Below are 24,695 nucleotides of genomic sequence, written 5' to 3'. Positions count from 1 at the left end.
CTAGCGTACGATCTCGGTACCGATTCCCTCGCGGGTGAACATCTCAAGCAAAATTGCGTGTTTCAGGCGGCCGTCAATGATATGGGCCTTGCCCACGCCGTTGGCCAGGGCATCCTGACAGCATTTGATTTTGGGAATCATGCCGCCCGCCGCCACTCCGGAGGAGATCATCTGATCCGCCTCGCCGCTGCTCATCGAGGCAACCAGCTTGCCCTCCTCATCCAGCACGCCCTCGACATCGGTGAGCAGGATGAGCTTTTCCGCCCGCAGCCGGGAGGCCACCGCGCCGGCCACCAGGTCGGCGTTGATATTATAGGAACAGCCGTCCTCGCCCACGCCGACCGGAGCAATAACCGGAATAAAATCCTCCCGGTCAAGGGCGATCAACACCTCGGGATTGACCTGGGTGACGGCCCCCACCCGGCCGAGATCGATCAGTTCCGGCGGGGCATTTTCCGCCTGGCTTTTCATGATGGTCATCTTTTTCGCCTTGACCAGATCGCCGTCACGGCCGGACAGGCCGATGGCCTTGCCCCCGTGAAAATTGATAAGACCGACGATCTCCTTGTTGACCTTGCCCACCAGCACCATCTCCACCACATCCATGGTCTCGCCGTCGGTGACCCGCATGCCCTGAACGTAGCTCGACTGGATATTCATCTTCTTGAGAAACATGTTGATCTGCGGCCCGCCGCCGTGCACCACCACCGGGTTGATACCGATATATTTCATCAAAATAATGTCAAGGGCGAAATTCTTTTTCAGCTCCTCATCCACCATGGCATGGCCGCCATACTTGATGACAATGGTCTTTCCATAAAATTCCTTGATATAAGGAAGTGACTCGATAAGAATTTCCGCTTTTTCTATTCCTTTTTCCATAAACGAAATCATCCTGCTGGGGTTAGAGGGAATGACAAATGAATTTGTTTACCGCAAAGATTCCCGCGAAGCAAAGGAAAAGAACGCAAACAAGCAGATATTTGCAATTTCAGCGCCTTGAAGTTTTCCTTTCTTTACATTCTTCATTTCAACCATTATTATTCGGGCATGAACAAACGCATGACCACAAAAACCGACATAGCAAAATCACCGGAGGGATGCCACGCGGTGCTTTGCCGCGCAAAGCACTTTCCCCTTGCATCCGCAGACATATTGACGAACAGCAGGCAGCCGCGATAAATCTTTTCATGCCAATGCACAAAATATTCCTTCTTTTCACCGCCGCCCTTTTCCTGCTGCCTCCGTCAATCGTCACCGGCGCGGACAACCTGGACTCCAAGGCCCCGATTCATGTCGAGGCGGACCGCATGGTTTCCAAACAGCAGGAAAACGCCATCATCTTCACCGGCGACGTGGAGGCTAAACAGGGCGACCTGATCATCTATTCCGATGAAATGACCGTCCACCATGAGACCCAGTCCGGCGACGGCAAAACCGGTAAAGAAAAGACCGGCTCCCAGCAAATCAAAAAGCTCTTTGCCAAGGGCAATGTCAAAATTGTCCAGGAAGGCCTGGTGGCCACCGGCGACCAGATGGAATTCTTTGCCGAGGAACGCAAGGTGCTGTTGACCGGCAACACCAAAGTCTGGCAGGACAACAACCTGGTCACCGGCGAGAAAATTCTTCTTGATCTCAATACGGAGACAACGGTTATTGAACCGGCCAAAGAAGGCGGCGGCCGGGTGAAGGCGTTTTTTTACCCGGATGAAAAGAAGTGATGTCGACTCTCGAAGCGCGGGACATCGTGAAAACCTACCGGAAGCGAAAGGTGGTCGACGGCATCTGCCTGCAGGTGGATACCGGCAGGGTGATCGGCATGCTGGGCCCGAACGGAGCGGGGAAAACCACCTCGTTTTACACCATTGCCGGCTTTATCCGGCCTGACTCCGGCCGAATTTTGCTGGACGGCAAGGACATAACAACACTCCCCATTCACAAAAGGGCGCTCAACGGCATTTCCTATCTGGCCCAGGAACCGTCAATTTTCAAGAAGCTGACGGTGGAGGAAAATGTCCGCATTATCCTGGAGCCGCTCGGCATACCGCGCCAGGAAATAAAACAGCGCATCAGCCGACTGATGGAAGAACTGAAAATCGGCTATCTGGCCAAAAACAGAGGTCACAGCCTGTCCGGGGGAGAACGCCGCCGGGTGGAAATCATGCGGGCACTGGCGACGAATCCACGTTTTATCCTGCTTGATGAACCCTTTGCCGGCATCGATCCCCTGTCGGTGGCGGACCTGCAGGTGATCATCAGGGAATTGAAGGAAAAAGGGCTGGGAGTGCTGATCTCCGACCACAATGTGCGTGAAACGCTTGCCGTCTGTGATTTCGCTTATATAGTGAGCAACGGGCGGACATTGACCAGCGGCGCCGCTGAAGAAATCGTTAATTGCGAAGAGGCGCGGCGAATGTACCTTGGCCGGAACTTTGTAATGTGATAGAAAAAGAAGAGAGTCTCATCGCAGAGAGAAAGCAACTTCATTTTGAGCGGCGGCCTTGGGCAGCCACGAAATACAACATCGGGAACAAATTCAAAAAATGTCATTTCTTGAATTAAAGCAGCATCTTAAACTGACTCAGCAACTGGTGATGACTCCCCAGCTGCAGCAGGCAATCAAGTTGCTTCAACTTTCCCGCCTGGAACTGGTGGATACCATCCAGCACGAGATTGAACAAAATCCCCTGTTGGAAGAGGAACTCCCCGGCAACATGCCGGAAGGTGAATCCGGCCAGGGAATGGAGACAGCGCCCGAGGTCAACATCGGCGCCCTGACTGAAAGGACAACCGAGGTCAACATCGGAGAAAATCCTTCCACCCTGGGCGAAATAGACTGGTCCGATTACTTCAATGAATACGAAAGCGGCGGCGCTTACAAACCGCGGGAAAGCCCCGGCGAAGAGCAGCCTTCCCGTTTTGACATCCTCACCCAGAAGCCCGACCTGCACAGCCACCTGAGCTGGCAGCTCAATCTTTCCGACATCACGGAAGAAGAAAAAGAAGTCGGTATGTATGTGCTGGGCAATCTCGACCAGGACGGATTCCTCAAGGTCACGAACGAGGAGATCATGGAAGCCACCGGCTGCGATGCGGCCATGGCTGAAAAAATGGTTGCCCAAATCCAGGACATGGACCCTTCCGGAGTCGGCGCCCGCAATGTCAAGGAATCCCTGCTCCTGCAGCTTACACGCCTTAACCTGGCCGATTCCCTGCCGACAAAAATCGTCCAGGACCATCTCCACTTTCTGGAAACAAAAAATTACAGCGCCATCAGCAAGGCAACCAGGCATTCCATAAATGACGTGATCAGCGCCGTAAAAATCATTGTCGGCCTGGACCCGCATCCGGGCCGGGTTTACTCGGACGAATCACCTCATTACATCCTGCCGGATGTCTTTATTCAGAAAGTGGATGACGAATATGTCATCATATTAAATGACGAAGGACTTCCCCGGCTGAAAATCAGCAGCTATTACAAGGAAATCCTCAAGGAAAAGAAGGGGCAACAGGATGCCACCAAGGATTATATCCAGGAAAAACTGAAATCCGCAGCCTGGCTGATCAAAAGCATCCACCAGCGCCAGCGCACCATATACAAGGTGGTGGAGAGCATCCTGAAATTCCAGTACGATTTCTTTGAAAAAGGCGTTGCCTATCTCAAACCCCTTGTTCTCCGCGATGTGGCGGAAGACATAGAGATGCATGAATCCACCATCAGTCGGGTCACCACCAACAAATACGTTCATACGCCCCAGGGGACATTTGAACTGAAATACTTTTTCACCTCCTCCATTGAACGCAAAGACGGCGGCGACGCCCTTTCCTCGGAAAGCATCAAGGAACGTATCCGCCAGATTATCTCCACGGAAAAGCCGGATAAACCCATGAGCGATCTCGCTATTTCGGAAATTTTCCAGAAAGATGACATCCAGCTCGCCCGACGGACAGTGGCAAAATATCGGGAGCAGCTCGGTATTCTTTCCTCCAAATTCCGAAAACGCCCAAAAATGAACTAAAACGGCCCTCCACCGTGCTCCACACTCTGACCGCAGACAGAATAGCATCATCCCTGCAGGCTACCGGCAAAAAGGATGTCCTGCAGGAACTCGCGTCGCTGATGCATGCAGCCTGCCCATCCTGCGGCACGGAGGAAGACATCTTTGCTGTTTTATCGGAACGGGAACAGATCGGTTCAACCGCCTTCGGTGAAGGGGTGGCGATCCCGCACGGCAAAATTGAAAAACTTGAACGGATCGAAATTTTATTCGGCCGCAGCATCAGGGGCATCCCCTTTGCCGCCGTCGACAACAAGCCGGTCCACCTTTTTTTCATGCTGCTCGCCCCGGCGGAATCCTCCGGCCCTTACCTGAAAACCCTGGCCATGCTGGCTCGTTTTTTAAAAAGCTCACATATCCGCTCGCAACTGCTTCATGCTGAAACCAGCGAAGAAATTGCACAAATTTTCGCATCCGCCCGTGAATTCCGATAAGCTGCAGGTCATCATCATCACCGGTCTTGCCGGGGCCGGGAAAAGTACCGCCTCAAACGCCCTTGAGGACATGGGCTTTTACGCCATTGACAATCTGCCGGTTTTTCTTCTCGAGCCACTGCTGACCCAGACCGCCGCCGGAAAACTGCCGCACAAAAAACTCGCCCTGGTCATGGACTGCCGGGATCCGGCCTTCTTCTCCTCATTTGCACCGGTTGTCTCGCACCTCAAAAACACCATCGAGCTTGACATCCTTTTCCTCGACTCCGCCGAGGACGCGCTTTTGCGCAGATTCAATCAGCTCAGACGCCAGCACCCCCTGGCGACCGACTGCACCATCAGGGAAGCGATCAGCCGAGAAAAAGAACGGCTGTCTGAACTGCAAAAACTGGCAACCCGGGTTATCGACACCACCTCCCTGACACCGACCGACCTGGCACGACAGCTGCGCAGCCTTTATGCCGGCGGTGACTCAAACCAGCGCCTGGCGGTCAATCTCATCTCTTTCGGGTTCAAGCATGGCGGCCCGCCCTCGGAAACGGAACTCCTCTGGGACGTTCGCTTTCTTCCCAATCCCTATTGGGTGCCTGAACTGAAGCCCCATACCGGCCTGGAGCAGGAAGTCGCGGATTTCGTCCTGCAAAACGAGACAAGCAGCCGTTTTTTTTCCCTGCTGCAACCGCTGCTGGCCTTCCTCATCCCCGAATATATAAAGGGGGGCAAAACCCAGCTCACCATCGCCATCGGCTGTACCGGCGGCAAACACCGCTCAGTTGCGGTGACGGAAAAAGTTAAAGAATTGCTTTTGCGGCAGGACGTCAAACTTTTTATTACCCACCGGGATATCGACAAGGCCTGAAAGTTCCGTCGGCGAGTTTCCACACCTCGCGACAAAAATATTCCTCCCCGCACCCTGCCCTCGGCAACAAAAAAATGCAGCGTTATTCCTTTTCTCTTCCGGTAAAAACACTTGCGAACCATTTAGGCTTCAGGGTAAGGTGACTGGCGATTCCATCCACTAGAAGGCGATTTACATGAAGGTATGATTTTTTCCGGCAGCGAGCAACATCGCACTTTCCATTTTACCCAGGATTTTTCTGGTAATTTTTCAGGATACCGACCATGAATAGAAATCCCATTTTTTTTCCCATCATCGTCTCATTCATTGCCCTGCTTCTTTTTTGCGGAGAAATTTCGGCCCAGGAAGTATCGAAAAAATCGATTGCCCTGCTGCCTGTCCAGAGCAGCGGCAGCAAAGATATTTCTTATCTGCAGACGGGTATCCGCAGCATGCTGGCAAGCCGCCTTGCGGCTGAAGCGGGAGTGACTGTTGTTGATCTGCCCCGAGTTGACCAGGCGGCCGCGGCCGCCGGACAGACAAGCGAAGCCGAGCGGGCCGCCAAAACAGGCAGCGCCCTGCAGGCCGATTTCGCCCTTGCCTGCACCCTGACCGCCATCGGCAACAGCTTGAGCCTTGATGCAAAACTCTATCCGGTGAGCAGCCAGGGACAGATTGAAACTTTTTATGCGTCCGCGGCAAGCGAAAACGAAATCATCGGCGCAGTGGACAGTCTGGCCTGGGACATTGCCGAAAAATCCTTCGGCAAACAGCGTCCCGTGCCCAAATTCGCCCAGCAGGCCCAGATGCAGCAACCCGTTGCCGCCCAGCCGGGCGAACAACCCATGCTTGCTCCAGCCCTGCCCACCGGCCAGCCACAAGGCGAGAACCCCGCCTATATGACGGCCCACCCGGATCGCCAGTTCATGGGCAGCCATGGCGGCATGAACCCGGCGCCGATCATGTTTCCCACCGCCATTAACGGCCCCTTCGGATTCACCAAAACCCAGAATCTCAATTTTTCCATGCAGGCGCTTGACGTCGGTGATATTGACGGAGACGGGCAGCTTGATGTGGCAATTGCTGAAAAAAACAAGGTCACGGTTTATCATCTGGTCAACAACCGACTGGTGCCGTTCGGCGAAATCACCACCCTCTCCCGCAACAAGATCATTGCCCTTAACCTTGCGGATATCAACGGCAACGGCAAGGCGGAAATCTACGTCACAGGGGTTGACTGGATCACTCCGGACTCCCTGGGGGCTGAATGGCAGGACAAGGACTTCACCTATCTTTTCAAAAATGAACGCTGGTATGTCCGGCCGCTTTATGTTCCAGGACCAGGTCTTGTCCTTGCCGGGCAACGACCGGCCATGGATGCGGCATTTGCCCCAGGCATTTATCAGATCAGAGTGACGGAGTCCATCCTCCAGCAGGAAGAAAAGCTACCGGTTCCCGATTCCATCACCATTTACGACTTTTCCATGGCTGACCTTGACGGCGACGGCAAAATCGAGATCATCGCCCTTGACGACTCCGATAAGCTGCTGGTCATGCAAAGCGGCGGCAAACAGATTTGGAAAAGCGATGAAAGCTTTGGCGGCACCCTGAGCTATGTGGGGGGTGATGACCCTCGGGCGCAGAGCAACAAGGACATCCACGACACCAGGACGAAAGACCGCAGGTATATTCACTCCCGTATTATTATTGATGATATCAACAACGACAACCAGCCGGATATCATCATCAACAAAAACCTGTCAACCGCCTCCAAGGTGCTGAAGAATCTGAAAAATTACCCGACCGGCGAAATGCATGCCCTGGCCTGGAACGGTATCGGGCTCACCGAGCTCTGGAGAACGCGCAAGATCGACGGCTATGTTTCCTCCTATCAGTTTATTCACGATAAGGAAAAAGAAGGACCGGCCACCCTCTTTGTCGGCGTTGTCATGAACAGCGGCTGGAGTGACGTTTTTGCCGCCAAAGACAGCACCGTGTTGATCTACCCCCTTGATCTTGCGAAAATGCAGCAGCAAATGGAAGCCGTACCCCAGGGATATCAGTATATGGGCCAGTAAGGATGATCCCCGGACATCCGCATCTGCTGCCTTCTTTACGCAAGGGTGTCCAGGCCGCATTTCTGCTTTTCTGCCTCTTTATCGGCTACCGTTTTTACTCTTTTTTTCTCTGGGCCACCGCCGGTGCGGATTACACCCCAAGGCCTCCATCCGTGGAGGCCTTTTTGCCCATTGCCGCGCTCATGAGCCTCAAGCAGCTCCTGGTGACCGGCATATACGACCCCATCCATCCAGCCGGTCTGACCATTTTCCTTGCCGCCCTTGTCGTGGCCTTTTTCTTCCGCAAAGGCTTCTGCGGCTGGATCTGTCCCATCGGCTGCTGCTCGGAACTTTTCCATGCCGGGGGCAGCCGACTGCTTGCACGCTTCGGCAAAACCAGCAAAAAATCCGGTTGGTCGCCGCCGCGCCTGGTTGATTCTCTTCTCCCGGTTTTCAAATATCTGCTGCTTCTTTTTTTCTTTTACGCCATTATCTGGAAAATGGATATCATCACCCTGCAGAGATTCAGCCGCTCGCCCTACAGCCTGTCGGCAGATGCCCGCATGCTCCACTTTTTTCTTCAGCCTTCGCAACTTGCCGCAACCCTGCTTGCCGTTCTTGCTTTTGTCTCGTTTTTCTGGAGGAATTTCTGGTGCCGCTATCTTTGTCCTTACGGAGCGCTGCTCGGACTGCTTGCCGTCCCCTCTCCCCTGCTTGTCAGGCGTAATCCCGCCACCTGCATTGATTGCAAACAATGCGAGGCCGTTTGCCCCGGCGCAATCAAGGTGACGGACAAAACAACAATCCGCACCCCCGAATGCATCGGCTGCCTTGAATGCATTGCCGCCTGCCCGCAAAAGGACTGCCTCAGCCTTGCCGCCCCCGCCCTGCCCATAACAAAATCCATTTCCCCCTTTTTCCTCCCTTTGGGCATCTTGTCCGTCTTCTTCACCTTCTGGCTCGTTGCCGTTGTCACCGGCCACTGGCACACCTCGGTGCCGGATGATTCGTTGCAGCATTATTACAAAATGATCTTCAAGTAATTACCCGGCAAAAAAAATCCTTACTGCAAAGCGCAAATAATTACATTTTTGTACAAAATAATACCCCTCTCCGTTTCACCGCACAGCTGGAAAGCGCCGCGCCAATGGCATGGTATGCGCTTGTCCTGCCTCAAAAACCTCGCCACCTCGTTATATTTTACATTTCTGAACACTTCAGAGATACAAAAATTACAAAATTGTGTCATTTTATCTCAACTACACGTGCACTCCCGCCCCTGTGATTTTCTTTTTATTCATATTTCCAGCGAGTTACCGATAACAAATTTAAAAAATAGCTATTGGCACAGTTCTGGCTTTAAAGACTCATAAACCAACTAACGGCAACCTGAAGGAGGCACGCCATGAAGAAAATAGAAGCAATCATCAAACCGTTTAAACTCGATGAGCTGAAAGGCGCCCTGCATGAACTGGGCGTCCACGGCATGACAGTCACCGAGGTCAAGGGTTTCGGCAGACAAAAGGGGCACAAGGAAATTTATCGCGGTGCGGAGTATGTGGTGGACTTTATCCCCAAAGTAAAGGTTGAAATCGTCTGCCAGTCCGAGCGGGTCGCCGAAATCACGGACGCCATCGTCAAAACCGCCAAAACAGGCAAGATCGGCGACGGCAAAATTTTTGTCACGCCGGTGGAATCGATCTGTCGTATCAGGACCGGCGAGAAAGACAATGACGCCATATAATTCCAAAACAACAAAGATTAATTTTCTCTTTCCTTGGTGACATATCATGAAAAAAACAATCACATCTTTCTCTGTTCTTGCCGCAGCGATTTTTATTGTCGGACTCGCGGCGAATGTCTTTGCCGCGGATGTTCCCGTCCCCGACAAAGGTGACACCTCCTGGATGATCGTGGCTACCGTCCTGGTTTCCCTGATGACCATCCCCGGCCTGGCCCTCTTTTACGGCGGCCTGGTTCGCACCAAGAATATGCTTTCCTTGTTAATGCAGGTATTTACCGTTTTTTCCCTTTGTATCGTCCTGTGGGTAATCTACGGTTACAGCCTGGCATTTACCGAGGGCAATGCCTTTTTCGGCGGATTGAGCAAGATTTTCCTCAAAGGCATAACAATTGATTCCGTTGCCGCTACCTTCAGCAAGGGCGTCGTTATCCCCGAACTCATCTACGTTTTCTTCCAGGCAACCTTTGCCGCCATTACCCCGGCCCTGATCCTCGGTGCTTTTGCCGAGCGCATGAAATTCTCCGCGGTGCTGGCCTTCATTGCCCTCTGGTTCACCTTCGCCTACCTGCCGGCCGCCCACATGGTCTGGTACTGGGCCGGGCCCGACGCCTACACCGATGCCGAGGCGGCCGCCAAGGCAGCAGCCACTGCCGGCTTTCTTTTTCAGAAAGGAGCGCTTGATTTTGCCGGCGGCACCGTGGTGCATATCAATGCGGCTATTGCGGGGCTGATCGGCGCATTCATGGTGGGCAAACGGGTTGGCTACGGCAAGGAATCCATGGCACCTCACAGTCTGACCATGACCATGATCGGCGCCTCTCTCCTCTGGGTCGGCTGGTTTGGTTTCAACGCCGGTTCCAATCTCGAAGCAACCGGTCTCGCCGCCCTTGCCTTCGGCAACACCATGACGGCGACGGCAGCGGCAGCCTTGTCCTGGCTTTTTCTTGAGTGGGGAATCAAAGGAAAACCCTCCATGCTCGGCGCTGCGTCCGGTGCCGTGGCCGGCCTGGTGGCGATCACCCCGGCCTGTGGTTTCGTCGGCATCGGCGGGGCCTTGGTTATCGGACTGCTCGCCGGTGCGCTCTGCCTTTGGGGTGTCAATGGACTCAAGCGCCTGCTCGGTGCCGACGATGCCCTTGACGTGTTCGGCGTGCACGGCGTCGGCGGCATCCTTGGCGCGCTTCTCACCGGTATTTTTGCCAATCCCGCCCTTGGCGGCGTCGGGGTCTATGACTATGTGGCAAACAGCGTTGCCGAGTACTCAACCAGCGGTCAGGTTATCAGTCAGCTGTGGGGTATCGGCACAACCATTGTCTGGTCCGCCGTTGTCTCGGTTATCGCTTACAAGGTGGTGGATATGGTTATCGGCCTCAGGGTGACCGAGGAAGAGGAAAGACAGGGTCTCGACACTTCAAGCCACGGTGAATCAGCGTATAAATATTAAGAATCGTTGCCCGCACCGGCCCGACACGGCTCCGCTTTTCCCCCGGCCCACCGGGGCAGCATGACCTTGGCAAAATCCGAGACAATCATACTGCCCCCGGGCCGGAGGAAAAAGAGACAGCCTGCCGCCCCTGCTATGATAGAGTACAACCAGCGAACAAACGACATTCCGGCATCCATTCCCGGACATACACAATCAATCTGTTTTCCCAAGGAGAAAGAAAATGAAAAAAAGCATCCGCACCTTCGGCCGCATCGCCTTAGTCGGCGTGACAGCCACCACCATCCTCGCCTCAACCGCCTGGGCGGAAGAAGAAAAACCAACAGCCGATCTCAGCGCCTCATTTTTGAGCAAATACGTCTGGCGCGGCTATGAACTGAGCAAGGACAGTCTGGTCATCCAGCCCTCGATGACGGTCGGTTACAAAGGCTTCAGCATGAATTTGTGGGGCAACCTGGATACGGACAACGACCTGACGGAAACCAACGAGTTCAACGAAACCGACGTCACCCTTTCCTACGCCGGATCATGCAGCTTTGCCGATTATTCGGTCGGATACATTTATTATGCCCTGGATGACGCGGACGACACCCAGGAGGTATACGCCAGCGCAAGCCTGAAAACACTGCTGACACCGACGCTGACTGTTTATCGCGATTACGACTTCGCACCGGGCTGGTACATTACCGCCGACATCTCCCACTCATTTCCGGTCAGCGACGACCTGAGCCTCGATCTCGGCGCCAAGATAGGCTACCTGGATGTTGATGACGAAAGCACCAAGAGCTACCGCGATGACCCAACTGACGCATATAGCGAATTTCATGACGCGGTGATCTCCGCCTCCATGGCATTCCCACTGGGCCAGTACTTCTCCATCACGCCGGAAATTTACTACTCATTTCCGCTTACCAGCGATGCCGAAGACGACATTGAGGATTCAAACCCGTACAGCAACGACAGTGACTACATCTACGGCGGTGTGACCTTGAGCATGTCTTTCTGATCCCCGGGAAAAACCAACGCCGCTCCTCAAACTCCCGGCGCACAGGGCATCGCTCTTCACGCCCTGTGCGCCTTTTTTACAGCCGGCAGCCATGACAAAACTCGCCATATTCCAACATGTTTCCTGGGAAGGGCCGGGCAAATTTCTGCACAGCGCGGCAGCCCGTTGCAGCGTCGATTGCAAGGTGGTCAAAATTTGGCAAGACCCTGTTCCCGATTTAACTTTTTACGACGGACTGATTATTCTCGGCGGCGGCCCCAACGTTGACCAGGAAGAACAATATCCCTTCCTGCGCCGGGAAAAAGAGGCGATCCGCTCCTGGCTGGCAAGTGACCGGCCCTGCCTGGGCATCTGCCTCGGCCACCAGTTGCTGGCTGACGCCCTGGGCGCAAAAATCGGGCCGAATTTCTGCCACAGCATCGGATTCATCGAGGGACACCTGACAGGCAACGGGCGCCGGCACCCCCTTTTTTCCTCCATCAGCACCCACTTGCAACTGTTCAAATGGCATGGTTACGCCGTTCTCCCCCCGGTTCCCCGCCATTTTCATATTCTTGCAACCTCAAAGGAGTGCCAGGTGGAAGCGTTTACCCTGCAGGACAGACCGCACATTATCGGGGTCCAGTTCGACAACCATGCCGCCCATCCGGCGGACGTCGCCTGCTGGCTGCGGCATGATGCCTGCTGGCTGCAATCATTGACAAACAAAAACATAAATCCTCACCGGGTGCAGGCGGAGGCGATAAGCCGCCACTTTGAAATGCAGCATCAATTCGAGCAATTTTTTGAAAATTTTATTAAAATAATACGAGACAAGGACCGATGTTTCTGATTCTCCCCAAACCGCCGCGGCGGTAAGTGCGGGCGGCCGCACACTTCAGCCGTCCGCCAAAGCCGGAAAAACACCCCATGAACGACTTGCACCAGGACAACATGTTTCTTCTCCTCAAGCAAAACGGCCCGTTTGCCACCCGCGCCGGCATCCTGCCGGGCAAGACATTCTGCCGGCAGGCGCGCGACATGGCATTGCTGCTCGGACGAGGTGAAGCAGCCACAAAATACCGCATCACCCGCAACCAGATCTTCGAATTTCTTGACGTCCGGTCCTTTGACGAGATCAATCAGCTGCTGCGGGACAGAAAACGACGGGAAATGATCGAAAAAAGGGCCTACATGCTGCTGGGTAACATGTTCGGCATCGAGGGCACGGAAAGGGAGATCATCATTCGGGTCAACAATTATTCGCGCACCGCCGACGGAGTAATCCGTTATCTGCGCAACAAGGTGCTGGCCAACTACAGTTCCCACATCGAGATGACCAACGAAATCGATGCCGCAAGCAGCCCGGCCGAGTTGCTGCTCATCGTCTTCGATGACCGCTACCATCAGAAGGCGCGCTTTGAGGCCAAGCGCAAGCTTGTCCTCATGCACCTTGCCGGCTCCATCGATCAGAGGGAACGGGAAACCGGCATTGAAGGCAAATTCGCCCGCTTTCTTGATTTTCTCAACGATTATGTCTGGAGCACAAAAAGCAAAATCGGTGAACTGGAAATCGTCTATCTGCTGAGCAGCCATGAAAAGAAAAATTTCCTCTGCCGCGAGCTGCAGGTCATCAGCCGCAAGGAGGCGGAAAAAATCACCCTGAAGCCGGGCCAGAAGCTCACCCTGATCAAAAGGCGCCGATTCCTGGCCGATGACCGGGAAATCCCCATCTATGTCTCCATCCGCAAAAAGCCGCCTGAGGCCAAGGTCCTCAAGCTGCTGCGCAAGGGCGAGGAAAACCCGGCGGTGGCGGTTGATGATGAACTGGGACTGATGGGCGTGCTTGCCACCCCGCAGGACGTCAAGATCTTCCAGAAACATCTGACCAGCAGCGCCATTGCCGCCAACTCTTTCATGTCCCTGGAGGACATATCGGATTCGCTTACCGGCGCCAAACGGGCCGGCAAAAATATCGGCAGCTCCGCAAGTACCGCCATGTTCAAATTCTTTGCCCGTCTCGGCGGCATGCGGGTGGAATTCATCGTCCACACCTACGAGAGTTACCTCAACTACATCTACCAAAAGGATGTTTCCCATGATGAATATGAGGTCAAGCGTATTTTCGACACCGGCGTGGCCGATCTGCTTTTTCCGCAGGACATTTATTATCTGGACATGAAAAAGGTCAGGGAACGTCAGCTTGCCTGGTTTCGCCGCCAGATAGAGGAGTCCTGAAATGAAAGACGCACAGACAGCCGTGAAGAAACACGCGCCCCACACCTTGCCGCCGGCCGTTATCAATCTTTTTTTCGCCATCGGCCTGATTTCCGCCTTGTGCTTCAGGGCACTCATGGCGGTGAAGGACTTTCAGCCCCAGTTGTTTCGCGCCGTCTGGTATGTAGGGATTATCGGTTATGTTCTTTTTTTCTCTTTCCGCTACAGCATTGCCTGGAAAAGAAAAAAAACCATCAGCGACTACAACCTGATCAGTAAAGTCGAGCAAGGCCACCCCCTGTCGCCCGAGGACCGGGAGGCACTGTCCTACCTGCTCTCCTCGCTGCAGAAATCAAGGGAAAGCCTGAATTACCTGTTCATTTTCGCCACCTCGGTCCTGGCCATTCTGCTGGATCTCACCATGTCCATGTGAGAGCCTGCCATGAAAGGCCTGATCGACAGCACCCTGCGGGAAGGAGAACAGACGCCCAACGTCGCTTTTCCCTTGCCGGTAAAAAGCAAAATAGCTTTTTTGCTCGCCCGCATAGGAATCGAGGAGATTGAAATCGGCACCGCCACCCCCCGGGACAGGGAACTGCCGGAACTGATGCGCCTTTGCCGCCAGGGCATTTCCACCAGCCGACTGGCCCTCTGGTGCCGGTGCGAGGCACACGATATCGCCCATGCAGCCTCCCTGCGACCCGACGTCCTGTCCCTGTCCATACCGGCCTCGGACCTGCACCTCTATGACAAGCTGGAAAAAAACAGGGACTGGGCGCGCACCACCCTGGAGAACTCGATACGGCAGAGCATCGCCCTCGGCCTCCCCACCGTCTCCGTCGGACTGGAGGATGCCACCAGGGCGGATGCTGATTTTCTCGGCCAGTTGATCCGGATCGCTGAACAGGCAGGAGCCGGCAGAGTGCGGCTGGCCGACACCGTCGGCATTGCCGGCCCGGCCATGATCAGCGCCCTTGTCAGCCGGGTTCGTCGCAGCTGCGGGCTGGAAATCGGCGTGCATGCCCATAATGATTTCGGCATGGCAACGGCAAACGGCATTGCCGCGCTCGAAGCAGGTGCCGACTGGGCGGACGCCACCGTCCTCGGGCTTGGGGAACGGGCCGGAAACAGCCGACTGGAGGAGATAACGGGCTATCTGGCCTTGCGGCAAGGAAGCAGACCTTACAAAACCAAGGACCTGCGCGCCCTCTGCCATGTTGTCGCCGAAGCGGCGAACCGCTCCATTCCCGCTCATCATCCCGTTGTCGGGGAAGCAATCTTTACCTGCGAAACCGGACTCCATCTCCAGGGCCTGACCAGAAATCCCGCCACCTATGAACCGTTTGACCCGAGCCGGGTGGGCGGCCATCGCCATCTGCTGCTGGGCAAAAAATCCGGGAAAAGATCCATCATCGACAAGCTTGACAGCATGGGGATCACTGTGGAGGAAAAGGAACTGGAACGGATAACCTCCCTGGTACGCCTGCAGTCCGGAAGAAAAAAACGGCCCCTCAGCGATGATGAAATATTGCGAATCGCCGCTCGCTGAGAGCCGGCCCGCGCAGGCGAATGCGCCACTGTCGGCACGAGGAAGAGCAACTCGTATCCGCTACCACGGATGCGGTTTTTCCAGGCCGAGCTTTTTCATCCGGTAGCCCATCTGCCGCTGGGTCAGCCCCAGCTCCCGGGCAGCCCGGGCCTGCACCCAGCCGTGGCGCTGCAATGCCGCCTCGATTTCAGCCCGCTCAATATCTTTCAAGGCCCGGCCGCCTGAGGCTGAAGGCGGGCAAGAAACCGGTCTTGTTGCCGGCGAATTGACGACAGGGACTATTTTCTGATTTGTAAAAAGGGAATCCGGCAGATCGGCAATCTCCAGCCAGCCGCTGTCGTTTAAAATCACCAGCCTTTCCACCAGGTTCTGCAACTCCCGCACATTACCCGGCCAGTCGTAATCAGTAAGAAAATCGAGAAATTCCCTGGTTAATTTGACCCCTTTTTCATTGCGCTTGTTGCTTGAACGGAGAAAATGATCGAGCAAAAGCGGGATATCCTCCCGCCTTTGCCGCAGGGGCGGAAGGGTAAGCGGCACGACATTGAGTCGATAATAGAGATCGTTGCGAAATCGCCCCGCCTCCACGGCATCTTCCAGCCGCACATTGGTGGCGGCAATGAGCCGCACATCCACGGTCAATGTCCTGGTGCCGCCCAAACGCTCAAACTGGCTTTCCTGCAAAACCCGCAACAGTTTGGCCTGCAGGGCAAGGGGTAACTCGCCTATTTCATCAAGAAAAAGGGTGCCGCCGTCGGCCAGCTCGAAACGACCCGGCTTCGAACTCACCGCGCCGGTAAAAGCGCCTTTTTCATGGCCCAGCAGTTCGCTTTCCAGCAGGTTCTCCGGCAGGGCGGCACAGTTTACCTTGATAAACACCTTGTCCTTACGGGGGCTGGCCTGATGAAGAGCGCGCGCCACCAGCTCCTTGCCGGTTCCCGACTCGCCGAGCAACAGCACGGTCGCCCGGCTGGGCGCCACCTTCTCGATACTCCAGAACAACCCCTGCATGGGCTTGCTCTGACCGATGATGTAATGCCGGTTATAGCGACCATGCAATTCCGCCTTCAAACTTTTGTTTTCCTCGACCAACACCGCCTCTTTCCGGATAATGGCCCGGTTGAGACTGAGGAACTGACCGATCAAGGTGGCCAGCATGGACAGAAACCGTATGTCTTCCTCAAAGGAAACATCCATGCCGAACAACCTGTCGACACTGAGCACCCCGACGGTTTTCCCGGCGAGAATGACGGGCACGCCGAGAAAGGATATCCTTTCCTTGCTGATTTTGGAGCGGGACTGGGTTCTGTTCAGAAAAAGCGGCTCACTCTGAATATCCGGCACCACGAAAGGCGAAGCGGTTTGGAAAATCTGGCCGCTGACCCCCTCGTCGAGATTATAGACGCCCCGCCTTTCCTCCTCGACAGTCAAGCCGTAGGAGGCGCGAATGGACAGCTTTGTGCCGCTGCTGTCGAGCAGCATCAGGGTGGCGCGCTCCATGCGCAAAATGTCATGCAGGATGCGCAGTATTTTCCCCAGGGTGGTGTCCAGATGCACGGCCGAGCCGATCAGTTGACAGATCTCGGCAAGCGCCTGCAGCTCCAAGGCCAGCAAACTGGAATTATCAGAAGAGAAAACCGAATTTGTTACTGTCATTATTTCTCCATGGCACGCAGGTGGTGACGATTTTGCGGCAAAAATATTATTTTTCCCTTATCCATTCATTCATGTAGCAAAACACATTCCACACATCGGCACTTCTCCAACCAAACAGGCAACATACCGACATAAAAGAACAAAATAAACAAACACACTTTCCATTCCAATTTATGCCGCAGGGAAAAATGACATTATTGCAAAATAATCACATAGAAATATACTTTTTCGTAAGAAATATCACCCCATCGCCATTCGCTCCCGCCTTCCGACAAAAACGAAACATTCCTTCCTTTTTGTCGCCTTTTCGACAAAAAATGAATCCCCACCTCCTCCCCACCTTTGCCGGAAAACAAGGCCTTCTTCCCAATAAATACCTGAAATAAAACAAGAAAATTTTTTATCTTCTCATGGCACACCGATTGCCTTTGGAGATATACAGCAACAACGGCAGCACCCCAACAGCGGGCTTCAGGAAAAGCATTCAACGCGGCAAAGGCGATTCGCGCTTTCCGCGAAAATCATTTCGTGCCGCAGGCAACATCAATTTCATCATAAAGGAGAGATATCATGAGAAAAGTAGCAATTTACGGCAAAGGCGGAATCGGCAAATCAACCACCACCCAGAATACCGTGGCCGGGCTGGTTGAACTGGGAAGGAAAGTCATGGTGGTGGGCTGTGATCCGAAAGCGGACTCAACCCGGCTGCTGCTCGGCGGCCTGGCCCAGAAATCGGTCCTCGACACCCTGCGCGAGGAAGGTGAAGACGTGGAACTCGATGATATCCGCAAAGCCGGTTACGGCGGCACCTGGTGCGTTGAGTCCGGAGGTCCGGAACCGGGCGTCGGCTGCGCCGGACGCGGCATCATCACCTCCATCAATATGCTGGAATCCCTCGGCGCCTATGAAGCAAGCGAGGGCCTCGATTACGCCTTCTATGATGTTCTCGGCGACGTCGTCTGCGGCGGCTTCGCCATGCCGATCCGTGACGGCAAGGCCGAGGAGATCTACATCGTCTGCTCGGGCGAGATGATGGCCATGTACGCCGCCAATAATATCAGCAAGGGTATCATGAAATTTGCCCAGTCCGGTTCGGTTCGCCTCGGCGGCCTGATCTGCAACTCCCGGGCGGTTGACAACGAAAAAGAGATGATCGAGGAGTTCGCCAAAAAACTCGGCACCCAGATGATCTACTTTGTCCCGCGGGACAATGACGTCCAGCGGGCGGAAATCAACCGCAAAACGGTTATTGAATGGAATCCGGCTGTCCCCCAGGCCGACCATTACCGTGGGCTGGCCAAGGCCATTGACCAAAACAAGATGTTCGTGGTCCCTAAGCCGCTGGAAATCGAGGAACTGGAACAACTGTTGATGAATTACGGCCTGATGGAAGCGGCCTAAACAAACGATCAATCGATCAAGCGTTGAAACGTTGAAACGTTGAAACGCTCTCTACTGGAGAAATTACTATGTTGACTATGATTAGAGCAATTGTAAGGCCCGAAAAGGCGGATAAAATCCTGGCAGCCCTGATGGATGCGGGTTTTCCCGCCGTGACCAAGTATTCGGTGGCAGGACGAGGGAAGCAGCGCGGTATAAAAATCGGCGAAGTCACCTATGATGAAATTCCCAAAATGATGTTGATGAGCGTGGTCAAGGCGGAGGAAAAGGATTTTGTCATCGACACCATCATGCGCACCGCCAGATCCGGCGAAAAAGGCGCCTTCGGTGACGGAAAAATTTTTGTCACCGAGGTGGAGGAATCCTACACCATCAGCTCCGGCGTTAAGGAAAACGGAGTATTACCCGTGGAGGTCCCGGCATGAAGGAAGTTATCGCAGTCGTGCGCATCAACATGATGAACCAAACAAAACAGGCCCTGACCGATGCCGGCATCGATGCTTTTTTTGCCCATGAGGCACATGGCCGCGGCAAGGGCTTTGTCAACCCGGCCATTCTCGAAGGCACCCGACAGGGTTACGAAGAAGCGGCCTCCCTGCTCGGCGAAAAAGGCAAACTCTACGCCAAACGGATGGTCGCGGTGGTGGTCAAGGATGACCTTGTCGATGAGGTGGTCCAGGCGATCATCACCACCAACCAAACCGGCAAACCGGGCGACGGAAAGATCTTCGTCCTGCCCATGGCCGATGCCGTTCGCGTCCGAACCGGCGAAACCGGCGGCAAAGCCATCGCCTGATCACGAAGGAGAATGAACATGGCAACAAATGCAAAGAAAAAAATGGTGCAGTGGGAACCCTCCGACATCAAGGCGGAACTCCTGCGGCAGTACCCTCCCAAGGTGGCCCGCAAACGCGCCAAACAGATAATGATCAACGAGGCCCAACAGAATGACACCCCGGCGCTCACCGCAAACGTGCGCACCATTCCGGGCATCATCACCATGCGCGGCTGTACGTATGCGGGGTGCAAAGGCGTCATCATGGGCCCGACCCGCGACATCGTCAACCTGGTACACGGCCCCATCGGCTGCAGCTTTTACGCCTGGCTCACCCGTCGTAACCAGACCGATGCCGGTCCGGACGGTGAAAATTATATGAACTACTGCTTTTCAACCGACATGCAGGACTCGGATATTATTTTCGGCGGTGAAAAAAAACTGACCGCAGCCATCCAGGAAGCGTACGACCTCTTTCATCCTAAATCCATCGCCATCTTCGCCACCTGCCCGGTGGGCCTGATCGGTGACGACATCCACACCGTGGCGAAAAACATGAAGGAAAAATTCGGCGATTGTAACGTCTATGCCTTTTCCTGCGAGGGGTACAAGGGTGTCAGTCAGTCCGCCGGCCACCATATCGCCAACAATCAGGTGTTCCGTCACCTGGTCGGTTTGAACGACGAGATCAAACCGGGCAAGTACAAGATCAACCTGCTGGGCGAGTACAACATCGGCGGCGACGGTTTCGAGATCGACCGGATCTTCAAGAAATGCGGCATCACCTGCATCTCGACCTTTTCCGGCAACTCGACTTACGACCAGTTTGCCTCCTCCCATACGGCGGATCTCAATGCCGTCATGTGCCACCGCTCCATCAACTATGTGGCGGACATGATGGAGACCAAATACGGCATTCCCTGGGTCAAGGTGAACTTCATCGGCGCCAAGGCCACGGCCAAGAGCTTGCGCAAGATCGCCGGATATTTCGGGGAAAAGGAGCTCATCGACAGGGTGGAAGAGGTTATTGCCGAGGAGATGCCCGAGGTGGAAGCGGCTTTGGCTGAAATAACCCCCCGTACCGAGGGCAAGACCGCCATGATGTTTGTCGGCGGCTCCCGGGCCCATCATTACAAGGAGCTCTTTGACGAGCTTAAGATGAAAACCATCTCAGCCGGTTATGAGTTCGGCCATCAGGATGATTATGAAGGACGCCAGGTGCTGCCCAACATCAAGGTCGACGCTGACAGCCGCAACATTGAGGAGATTGAAGTTGAGCCTGATGAGACCCGCTTCAAACCACGTAAAAGCGACAAGGAAATGAAGGCCCTTGAAAAGAAAGGCTTCAAATTCAAGGAGTATGACGGCCTTGCTCCGGACATGGACAAGGGGACACTGATTATCGACGACCTCAATCAGTACGAGGCGGAAAAACTGGTGGAACTGATGCGGCCCGACATCTTCTGCGCCGGCATCAAGGAAAAGTATTCCATCCAGAAGCTGGGTGTGCCCATGAAGCAGCTGCACAGCTATGATTCAGGCGGCCCCTATGCAGGGTTCAAGGGGGCAATCAACTTCTACAAGGAGATTGATCAACTGGTGAACTCCAAGGTCTGGAGCTACATGAAGGCTCCATGGCAGGAGAACCCGCAGCTCTCAGCATCGTATAACTGGGAATAGGCAGCGTTCAAACCGTTCAAACGCGTGAACGCTCAAACGTTTAAACCCTTGAACGCTTGAACACTTGCACGCTGAAACATTCTACTACCCCGGTTGCGGCACTTAACGACATTACGAGGCAAATACAATGCTATTACGACATACACCCACCGACATCACCGAACGCAAGGCCTTGACCATTAACCCGGCCAAGACCTGCCAGCCCATAGGTGCCATGTATGCGGCGCTTGGCATCCACGGATGCCTGCCGCACAGCCATGGTTCCCAGGGCTGCTGCGCATACCACCGCAGCACCTTGACCCGGCACTACAAGGAGCCGATCGCCGCCGCCACCAGCTCCTTCACCGAGGGAGCCTCGGTGTTCGGAGGCCAGGCCAACCTGCTGCAGGCAATCAACAATATTTTTACCGTCTATAACCCCGAGGTTATTGCCGTCCATACCACCTGCCTGTCCGAAACCATCGGCGACGATCTGCCCCAGATCAAGAAAAAGGCCCTGGCGGAAGGCAAAATTCCCAAGGGCAAGCACGTGCTCAGCGCCTCCACCCCGAGCTATGTGGGGTCGCACGTCACCGGTTTTTCCAACATGGTCAAATCCATGGCCATGGCCGCTGAACCCACCGGCAAGAAAAACGGCAAGGTCAACATCATCCCCGGCTGGGTTGAGCCGGCCGATATGGAGGAGATCAAGCGGATCACCAAGATTATCGGCGTGAAAACGATCCTTTTCCCGGATACATCAGGCGTACTGAACGGCCCCCTGTCCGGGGAATACAAGATGTTTCCGGAGGGCGGCACCACCATGGCGGAACTCAAATCCACCGGGGACTCCATCGGCACCCTGGCCCTTGGTGAATGGTGCTCCGCCGATGCGGCCCGGGAGCTCGACGCCAAACACAAAGTTCCCTGCAGTGTGCTGGATATGCCCTTTGGCCTCAAGGCAACGGACCGTTTCATCGATGCCCTGCGGACCATCGGCGGGGTGACCATCCCTGAGCAGATTCTCCATGAACGCGGCCAGCTGGTGGACATGATTTCGGACATGCACCAGTACCTCTATGGCAAGAAAGTTGCCCTGGTGGGTGATCCGGATCAGCTCATTGCCATGACTGAATTTCTCGTTTCCATGGATATGAAGCCGCTCCATGTGGTCACCGGTACCCCGGGTAAGAAGTTTGAAAAACGGATCAAGGAGCTTACCAAGGACATGGGGTGCAAGGTCAACGTTAAGGCCAAGGGCGACATGTTCCTGCTTCATCAGTGGATCAAGAACGAACCGGTGGATTTGATCATCGGCAACACCTACTGCAAGTATATTGCCAGGGATGAGGATCTCCCCTATGTGCGCTGGGGTTTTCCCATTCTGGATCGCCAGGGCCATCAGTACTTCCCCACCGTGGGCTACAAGGGCGGACTCAGACTGCTTGAGAAGATCCTTGGCGTCCTGCTTGATCGCAAGGACCGTGACGATCCTGAATCGAAGTTTGAGCTGGTTCTTTAACAAAAACCCGGGACAGATTTGAAATCTGTCCCCACACCCAATGCTGCCACAAGAGAGGAGCGCACAGTGACCATTATTCCTTTTCCTGAAACCCAGCAGGAGTCCTGCAGCAAGGCGACTGAGTGGCTTACCCTGCCGGTGGCTCCACAGGCCGCCGCCCGTATCCGGTTCTGTGGAGAGGACAAACTGCCCCAGGCAATCCCCCTCCATGGGGCCCTTGCCTGGATTACGGATTTGTCGGCGCGCGGAAAAAGCATTGCGGGCCTGAATATACACGGCCCGGGTGACCCGCTGGCCACCATGACCATGACGCAGGATATTATCTCCATGCTCCGGAAGCAATCCCCGGGACTGCCATTGGGCTTGACGACCCTGGGGATTGGTCTTGCCCGGCATGCCGGCAGTTTTGCCGAACAGGGAGTTACGAAAGTCACCCTGCTTGTGGATGGGGTTACTCCGCAGACGGTGCGGAATCTCTATGCCTGGATTCGGCCGGGAAAACGAAACATGCCCATGGCAAAGGGTGCCGAGATTCTGATCGATGAGCAGACAAAGGGGATAGCCGCCTGCAAGGCGACAGGTATTCCTGTCGCCATCCGGACCACGGTTTACGCCGGGATCAATGAACATGAGATTGAGAAAATTGCCCGCCTGGTTTCAGATCTCGGTGCCGAGTCCATAACATTGCTGCCCGGCAAAGGATGGCTGACAAGCGAAGAAAAACTGCTCCCACCCTCGGCCGCAACAATGGAGGACCTGGCACAGAAAGCCCGGCAGCACATCACGGCTGTTTGCCTGCATATGCCGGCCGTAGGAGGAGACATTATCCCGCCGGCCTGCGCAGGAGCCACGATTATACCCAAACCGACCAAGGAGCGGCCCAACGTGGCGGTGCTCAGCGCCAACGGCATGGATATCGATCTTCATCTCGGCCAAGCCATCAAGGCCCTGATTTATGGCCCGCGAGAAGACGGACTGACCTGCCTGCTTGAGGCCCGGGATCTTCCCGAACCAGGCAGCGGCGACACACGCTGGCAGCAGGTGGCCGGGATCTTAAATGATTGTTTTGTTCTTCTGGCGACCAGTGCCGGACAAAAACCGCGTGAAATTTTAGGGCGTCACGGACTGAACCTGCTGCTCATGGAGGACAATGTGGAAGGGACGGTGGATGTCCTCTTTGGTGGCGACAAGAAGGGTAAATGTAAAAAATAATATACGACACAAAGCAATTGGGGACAAATTTCAAATTTGTCTCCGGGCGATACAATAAAGGAGAGAACAATGGCCATACCGGAACGACAAATACTTGTCTGCCAGAGCTTTCGCGTGGCGGGCGACAAAAAAGGGATCTGCCACAAGCAGACCGACGGCTTCCTGCAGTACCTGGAAGAGGAGATTCTCGACCGCGGGCTCGATTGCCTTGTTACCGCGACCACCTGCCTCAAACAATGTGAAAGCGGACCCATCATGGTGGTGCAGCCGGAGAACTGGTGGTTCAAGGGTGTGGACAGCCACGAGGCGATTGACACCATCCTTGACGGCCTGGAGGATGGCGAACCGGCAGCCGAACACCTCATTGCCTGATGAAAGACCGTTCATGACACGGGAAATGATACGTCCGGCCCGACCGGCGGACATCGCGCCCATGATCGATCTCCTGCGCCTCCTCTTTAGCATTGAGGAGGATTTCACCTTTGACCCCGACCGGCAGAGAAGAGGCCTGGAGATGATGCTTGGCCATGACGGTGCTGTTATCCTGGTTGCCGAAGCGGAAAGACGGGTAATCGGCATGTGTTCCGGTCAGCTCACCATATCCACGGCCGAGGGAGGACCTGCTCTCTTGATTGAAGATGTGGTGGTGGACAAACCGTGGCAGGGCCGGGGCATCGGACGCGCCTTGATGGCAGCTCTCGAGCAATGGGCTCGCGCCAGAAAGGTGATGCGCCTCCAGCTTCTGGCGGATCGGAATAACAAGACGGGACAGGAATTTTACAAAGCTCTCGGCTGGCAGGACACATCTCTCATCTGCCTGCGCAGAAGGCTGCCGGATGAGCCGGGAGTATACTGAAAAGACCACTATTGCTGCTTAATCATTTTTTCTTTTATGAGGTAGACCATGTCCAAAAAAAACGCGGAATCATTTCTTATTGCCGGGGGCGAAAACCATGGGATCCGGGCCAAATATGATGCCATCAAAACCAAGGAGGATTTCGTCGCAGCCGCCAATGGTGACGGCTATGACTTCACCCTTGGCGAATTCGACGAGGTGCTCAGGGAATCGGGCGATTCCTTCGACCTCATCGGCAACCCGGCCAAGCGCCAGATCTGGTGGGTGTAACCCGCGCCTGCCGCCGAC

The 24,695-nt window shown here is 54.8% G+C and carries 26 protein-coding genes; 23 read left to right on the top strand and 3 right to left on the bottom strand.

Annotated features, from left to right (window positions below):
* A complete protein-coding gene (locus tag BM485_00265; protein ID OKY76989.1) occupies positions 1 to 882 on the bottom strand; it encodes an acetylglutamate kinase in 882 nt (293 codons plus the stop codon).
* A 314-nt stretch (positions 883 to 1,196) separates the two neighbouring features.
* Here BM485_00265 and BM485_00260 point away from each other — a divergent pair, with 314 nt between their 5' ends.
* The 14 genes from BM485_00260 (at position 1,197) to BM485_00195 (ending at position 15,326) form a co-directional block, all read left to right on the top strand.
* Positions 1,197 to 1,721: a lipopolysaccharide transport periplasmic protein LptA gene (locus BM485_00260; GenBank protein ID OKY76988.1), complete on the top strand. Its 525-nt coding sequence runs from the start codon at positions 1,197 to 1,199 to the stop codon at positions 1,719 to 1,721.
* A complete protein-coding gene (locus BM485_00255; GenBank protein OKY76987.1) occupies positions 1,721 to 2,443 on the top strand; it encodes an LPS export ABC transporter ATP-binding protein in 723 nt (240 codons plus the stop codon). Before BM485_00260 ends, BM485_00255 begins: the two co-directional genes overlap by 1 nt.
* 100 nt (positions 2,444 to 2,543) lie before the next feature.
* The gene (locus BM485_00250) at positions 2,544 to 4,019 is read left to right on the top strand and encodes an RNA polymerase sigma-54 factor (protein ID OKY76986.1); all 1,476 of its coding nucleotides are present in this window, start codon (positions 2,544 to 2,546) and stop codon (positions 4,017 to 4,019) included.
* 14 nt (positions 4,020 to 4,033) lie between these two features.
* Complete coding sequence (locus tag BM485_00245) at positions 4,034 to 4,492, top strand: hypothetical protein (GenBank protein OKY76985.1); 459 nt, start codon at positions 4,034 to 4,036, stop codon at positions 4,490 to 4,492.
* Between the two features lies 1 nt (position 4,493).
* Positions 4,494 to 5,351 (top strand): RNase adaptor protein RapZ, encoded by an 858-nt coding sequence (locus BM485_00240; protein OKY77064.1) that lies wholly within the window; start codon positions 4,494 to 4,496, stop codon positions 5,349 to 5,351.
* 263 nt (positions 5,352 to 5,614) lie between these two features.
* Positions 5,615 to 7,408 (top strand): hypothetical protein, encoded by a 1,794-nt coding sequence (locus BM485_00235; protein ID OKY76984.1) that lies wholly within the window; start codon positions 5,615 to 5,617, stop codon positions 7,406 to 7,408.
* Between the two features lie 2 nt (positions 7,409 to 7,410).
* Positions 7,411 to 8,430 carry a hypothetical protein gene (locus BM485_00230; protein OKY76983.1) on the top strand — a complete coding sequence of 340 codons (1,020 nt, stop codon included), beginning with the start codon at positions 7,411 to 7,413 and terminating at the stop codon, positions 8,428 to 8,430.
* Between the two features lie 362 nt (positions 8,431 to 8,792).
* Positions 8,793 to 9,131: a transcriptional regulator gene (locus BM485_00225; protein OKY76982.1), complete on the top strand. Its 339-nt coding sequence runs from the start codon at positions 8,793 to 8,795 to the stop codon at positions 9,129 to 9,131.
* 46 nt (positions 9,132 to 9,177) lie between these two features.
* Entirely contained in the window at positions 9,178 to 10,575 is a 1,398-nt protein-coding gene (locus BM485_00220) for an ammonia channel protein (protein OKY76981.1), read from the top strand.
* Positions 10,576 to 10,798: 223 nt separating this feature from the next.
* Positions 10,799 to 11,581 carry a hypothetical protein gene (locus BM485_00215; protein OKY76980.1) on the top strand — a complete coding sequence of 261 codons (783 nt, stop codon included), beginning with the start codon at positions 10,799 to 10,801 and terminating at the stop codon, positions 11,579 to 11,581.
* Positions 11,582 to 11,672: 91 nt separating this feature from the next.
* Entirely contained in the window at positions 11,673 to 12,413 is a 741-nt protein-coding gene (locus tag BM485_00210; protein ID OKY76979.1) for a glutamine amidotransferase, read from the top strand.
* A gap of 77 nt (positions 12,414 to 12,490) precedes the next feature.
* Entirely contained in the window at positions 12,491 to 13,798 is a 1,308-nt protein-coding gene (locus BM485_00205) for a hypothetical protein (protein OKY76978.1), read from the top strand.
* 1 nt (position 13,799) lies between these two features.
* Positions 13,800 to 14,210, top strand: coding sequence for a hypothetical protein (locus tag BM485_00200; GenBank protein OKY76977.1), 411 nt, complete (start codon positions 13,800 to 13,802; stop codon positions 14,208 to 14,210).
* 9 nt (positions 14,211 to 14,219) lie between these two features.
* Positions 14,220 to 15,326, top strand: coding sequence for a hypothetical protein (locus tag BM485_00195; GenBank protein ID OKY76976.1), 1,107 nt, complete (start codon positions 14,220 to 14,222; stop codon positions 15,324 to 15,326).
* Positions 15,327 to 15,386: 60 nt separating this feature from the next.
* On the opposite strand, the gene BM485_00190 is transcribed toward BM485_00195, so the two are convergent.
* Together BM485_00190 and BM485_00185 are read right to left on the bottom strand one after the other, a co-directional pair.
* Positions 15,387 to 16,982, bottom strand: a complete 1,596-nt coding sequence (locus BM485_00190) for a nif-specific transcriptional activator NifA (protein OKY76975.1) — start codon at positions 16,980 to 16,982, stop codon at positions 15,387 to 15,389.
* Between the two features lie 194 nt (positions 16,983 to 17,176).
* A complete protein-coding gene (locus BM485_00185; GenBank protein ID OKY76974.1) occupies positions 17,177 to 17,401 on the bottom strand; it encodes a hypothetical protein in 225 nt (74 codons plus the stop codon).
* Between the two features lie 151 nt (positions 17,402 to 17,552).
* Between BM485_00185 and BM485_00180 the strand changes: the two genes are divergently transcribed.
* The 9 genes from BM485_00180 (at position 17,553) to BM485_00140 (ending at position 24,677) form a co-directional block, all read left to right on the top strand.
* Positions 17,553 to 18,383 carry a nitrogenase iron protein gene (locus BM485_00180; GenBank protein OKY76973.1) on the top strand — a complete coding sequence of 277 codons (831 nt, stop codon included), beginning with the start codon at positions 17,553 to 17,555 and terminating at the stop codon, positions 18,381 to 18,383.
* A 68-nt stretch (positions 18,384 to 18,451) separates the two neighbouring features.
* Entirely contained in the window at positions 18,452 to 18,808 is a 357-nt protein-coding gene (locus BM485_00175) for a nitrogen fixation protein NifHD (GenBank protein ID OKY76972.1), read from the top strand.
* Positions 18,805 to 19,179, top strand: coding sequence for a P-II family nitrogen regulator (locus BM485_00170; protein OKY76971.1), 375 nt, complete (start codon positions 18,805 to 18,807; stop codon positions 19,177 to 19,179). The genes BM485_00175 and BM485_00170 overlap by 4 nt, the downstream gene beginning before the upstream one ends.
* An 18-nt stretch (positions 19,180 to 19,197) precedes the next feature.
* Positions 19,198 to 20,838, top strand: coding sequence for a nitrogenase molybdenum-iron protein alpha chain (locus BM485_00165; GenBank protein OKY76970.1), 1,641 nt, complete (start codon positions 19,198 to 19,200; stop codon positions 20,836 to 20,838).
* Positions 20,839 to 20,965: 127 nt separating this feature from the next.
* Positions 20,966 to 22,339: a nitrogenase molybdenum-iron protein subunit beta gene (locus tag BM485_00160; GenBank protein ID OKY76969.1), complete on the top strand. Its 1,374-nt coding sequence runs from the start codon at positions 20,966 to 20,968 to the stop codon at positions 22,337 to 22,339.
* A gap of 66 nt (positions 22,340 to 22,405) precedes the next feature.
* Entirely contained in the window at positions 22,406 to 23,551 is a 1,146-nt protein-coding gene (locus tag BM485_00155) for a hypothetical protein (GenBank protein OKY76968.1), read from the top strand.
* A gap of 69 nt (positions 23,552 to 23,620) precedes the next feature.
* The gene (locus tag BM485_00150; GenBank protein ID OKY76967.1) at positions 23,621 to 23,923 is read left to right on the top strand and encodes a ferredoxin; all 303 of its coding nucleotides are present in this window, start codon (positions 23,621 to 23,623) and stop codon (positions 23,921 to 23,923) included.
* A gap of 13 nt (positions 23,924 to 23,936) precedes the next feature.
* Positions 23,937 to 24,407 carry a GNAT family N-acetyltransferase gene (locus tag BM485_00145; protein OKY76966.1) on the top strand — a complete coding sequence of 157 codons (471 nt, stop codon included), beginning with the start codon at positions 23,937 to 23,939 and terminating at the stop codon, positions 24,405 to 24,407.
* Between the two features lie 48 nt (positions 24,408 to 24,455).
* Complete coding sequence (locus BM485_00140) at positions 24,456 to 24,677, top strand: bacteriocin (protein ID OKY76965.1); 222 nt, start codon at positions 24,456 to 24,458, stop codon at positions 24,675 to 24,677.
* The last annotated feature ends 18 nt before the right edge of the window (positions 24,678 to 24,695 follow it).

The sequence above is a fragment of the Desulfobulbaceae bacterium DB1 genome (assembly GCA_001914235.1).
In the GTDB taxonomy this organism is placed as follows: Bacteria; Desulfobacterota; Desulfobulbia; order Desulfobulbales; family SURF-16; genus DB1.
Note: the sequence above shows the minus strand (reverse complement) of the source record. Positions and strands in the feature narration are given on the sequence as shown.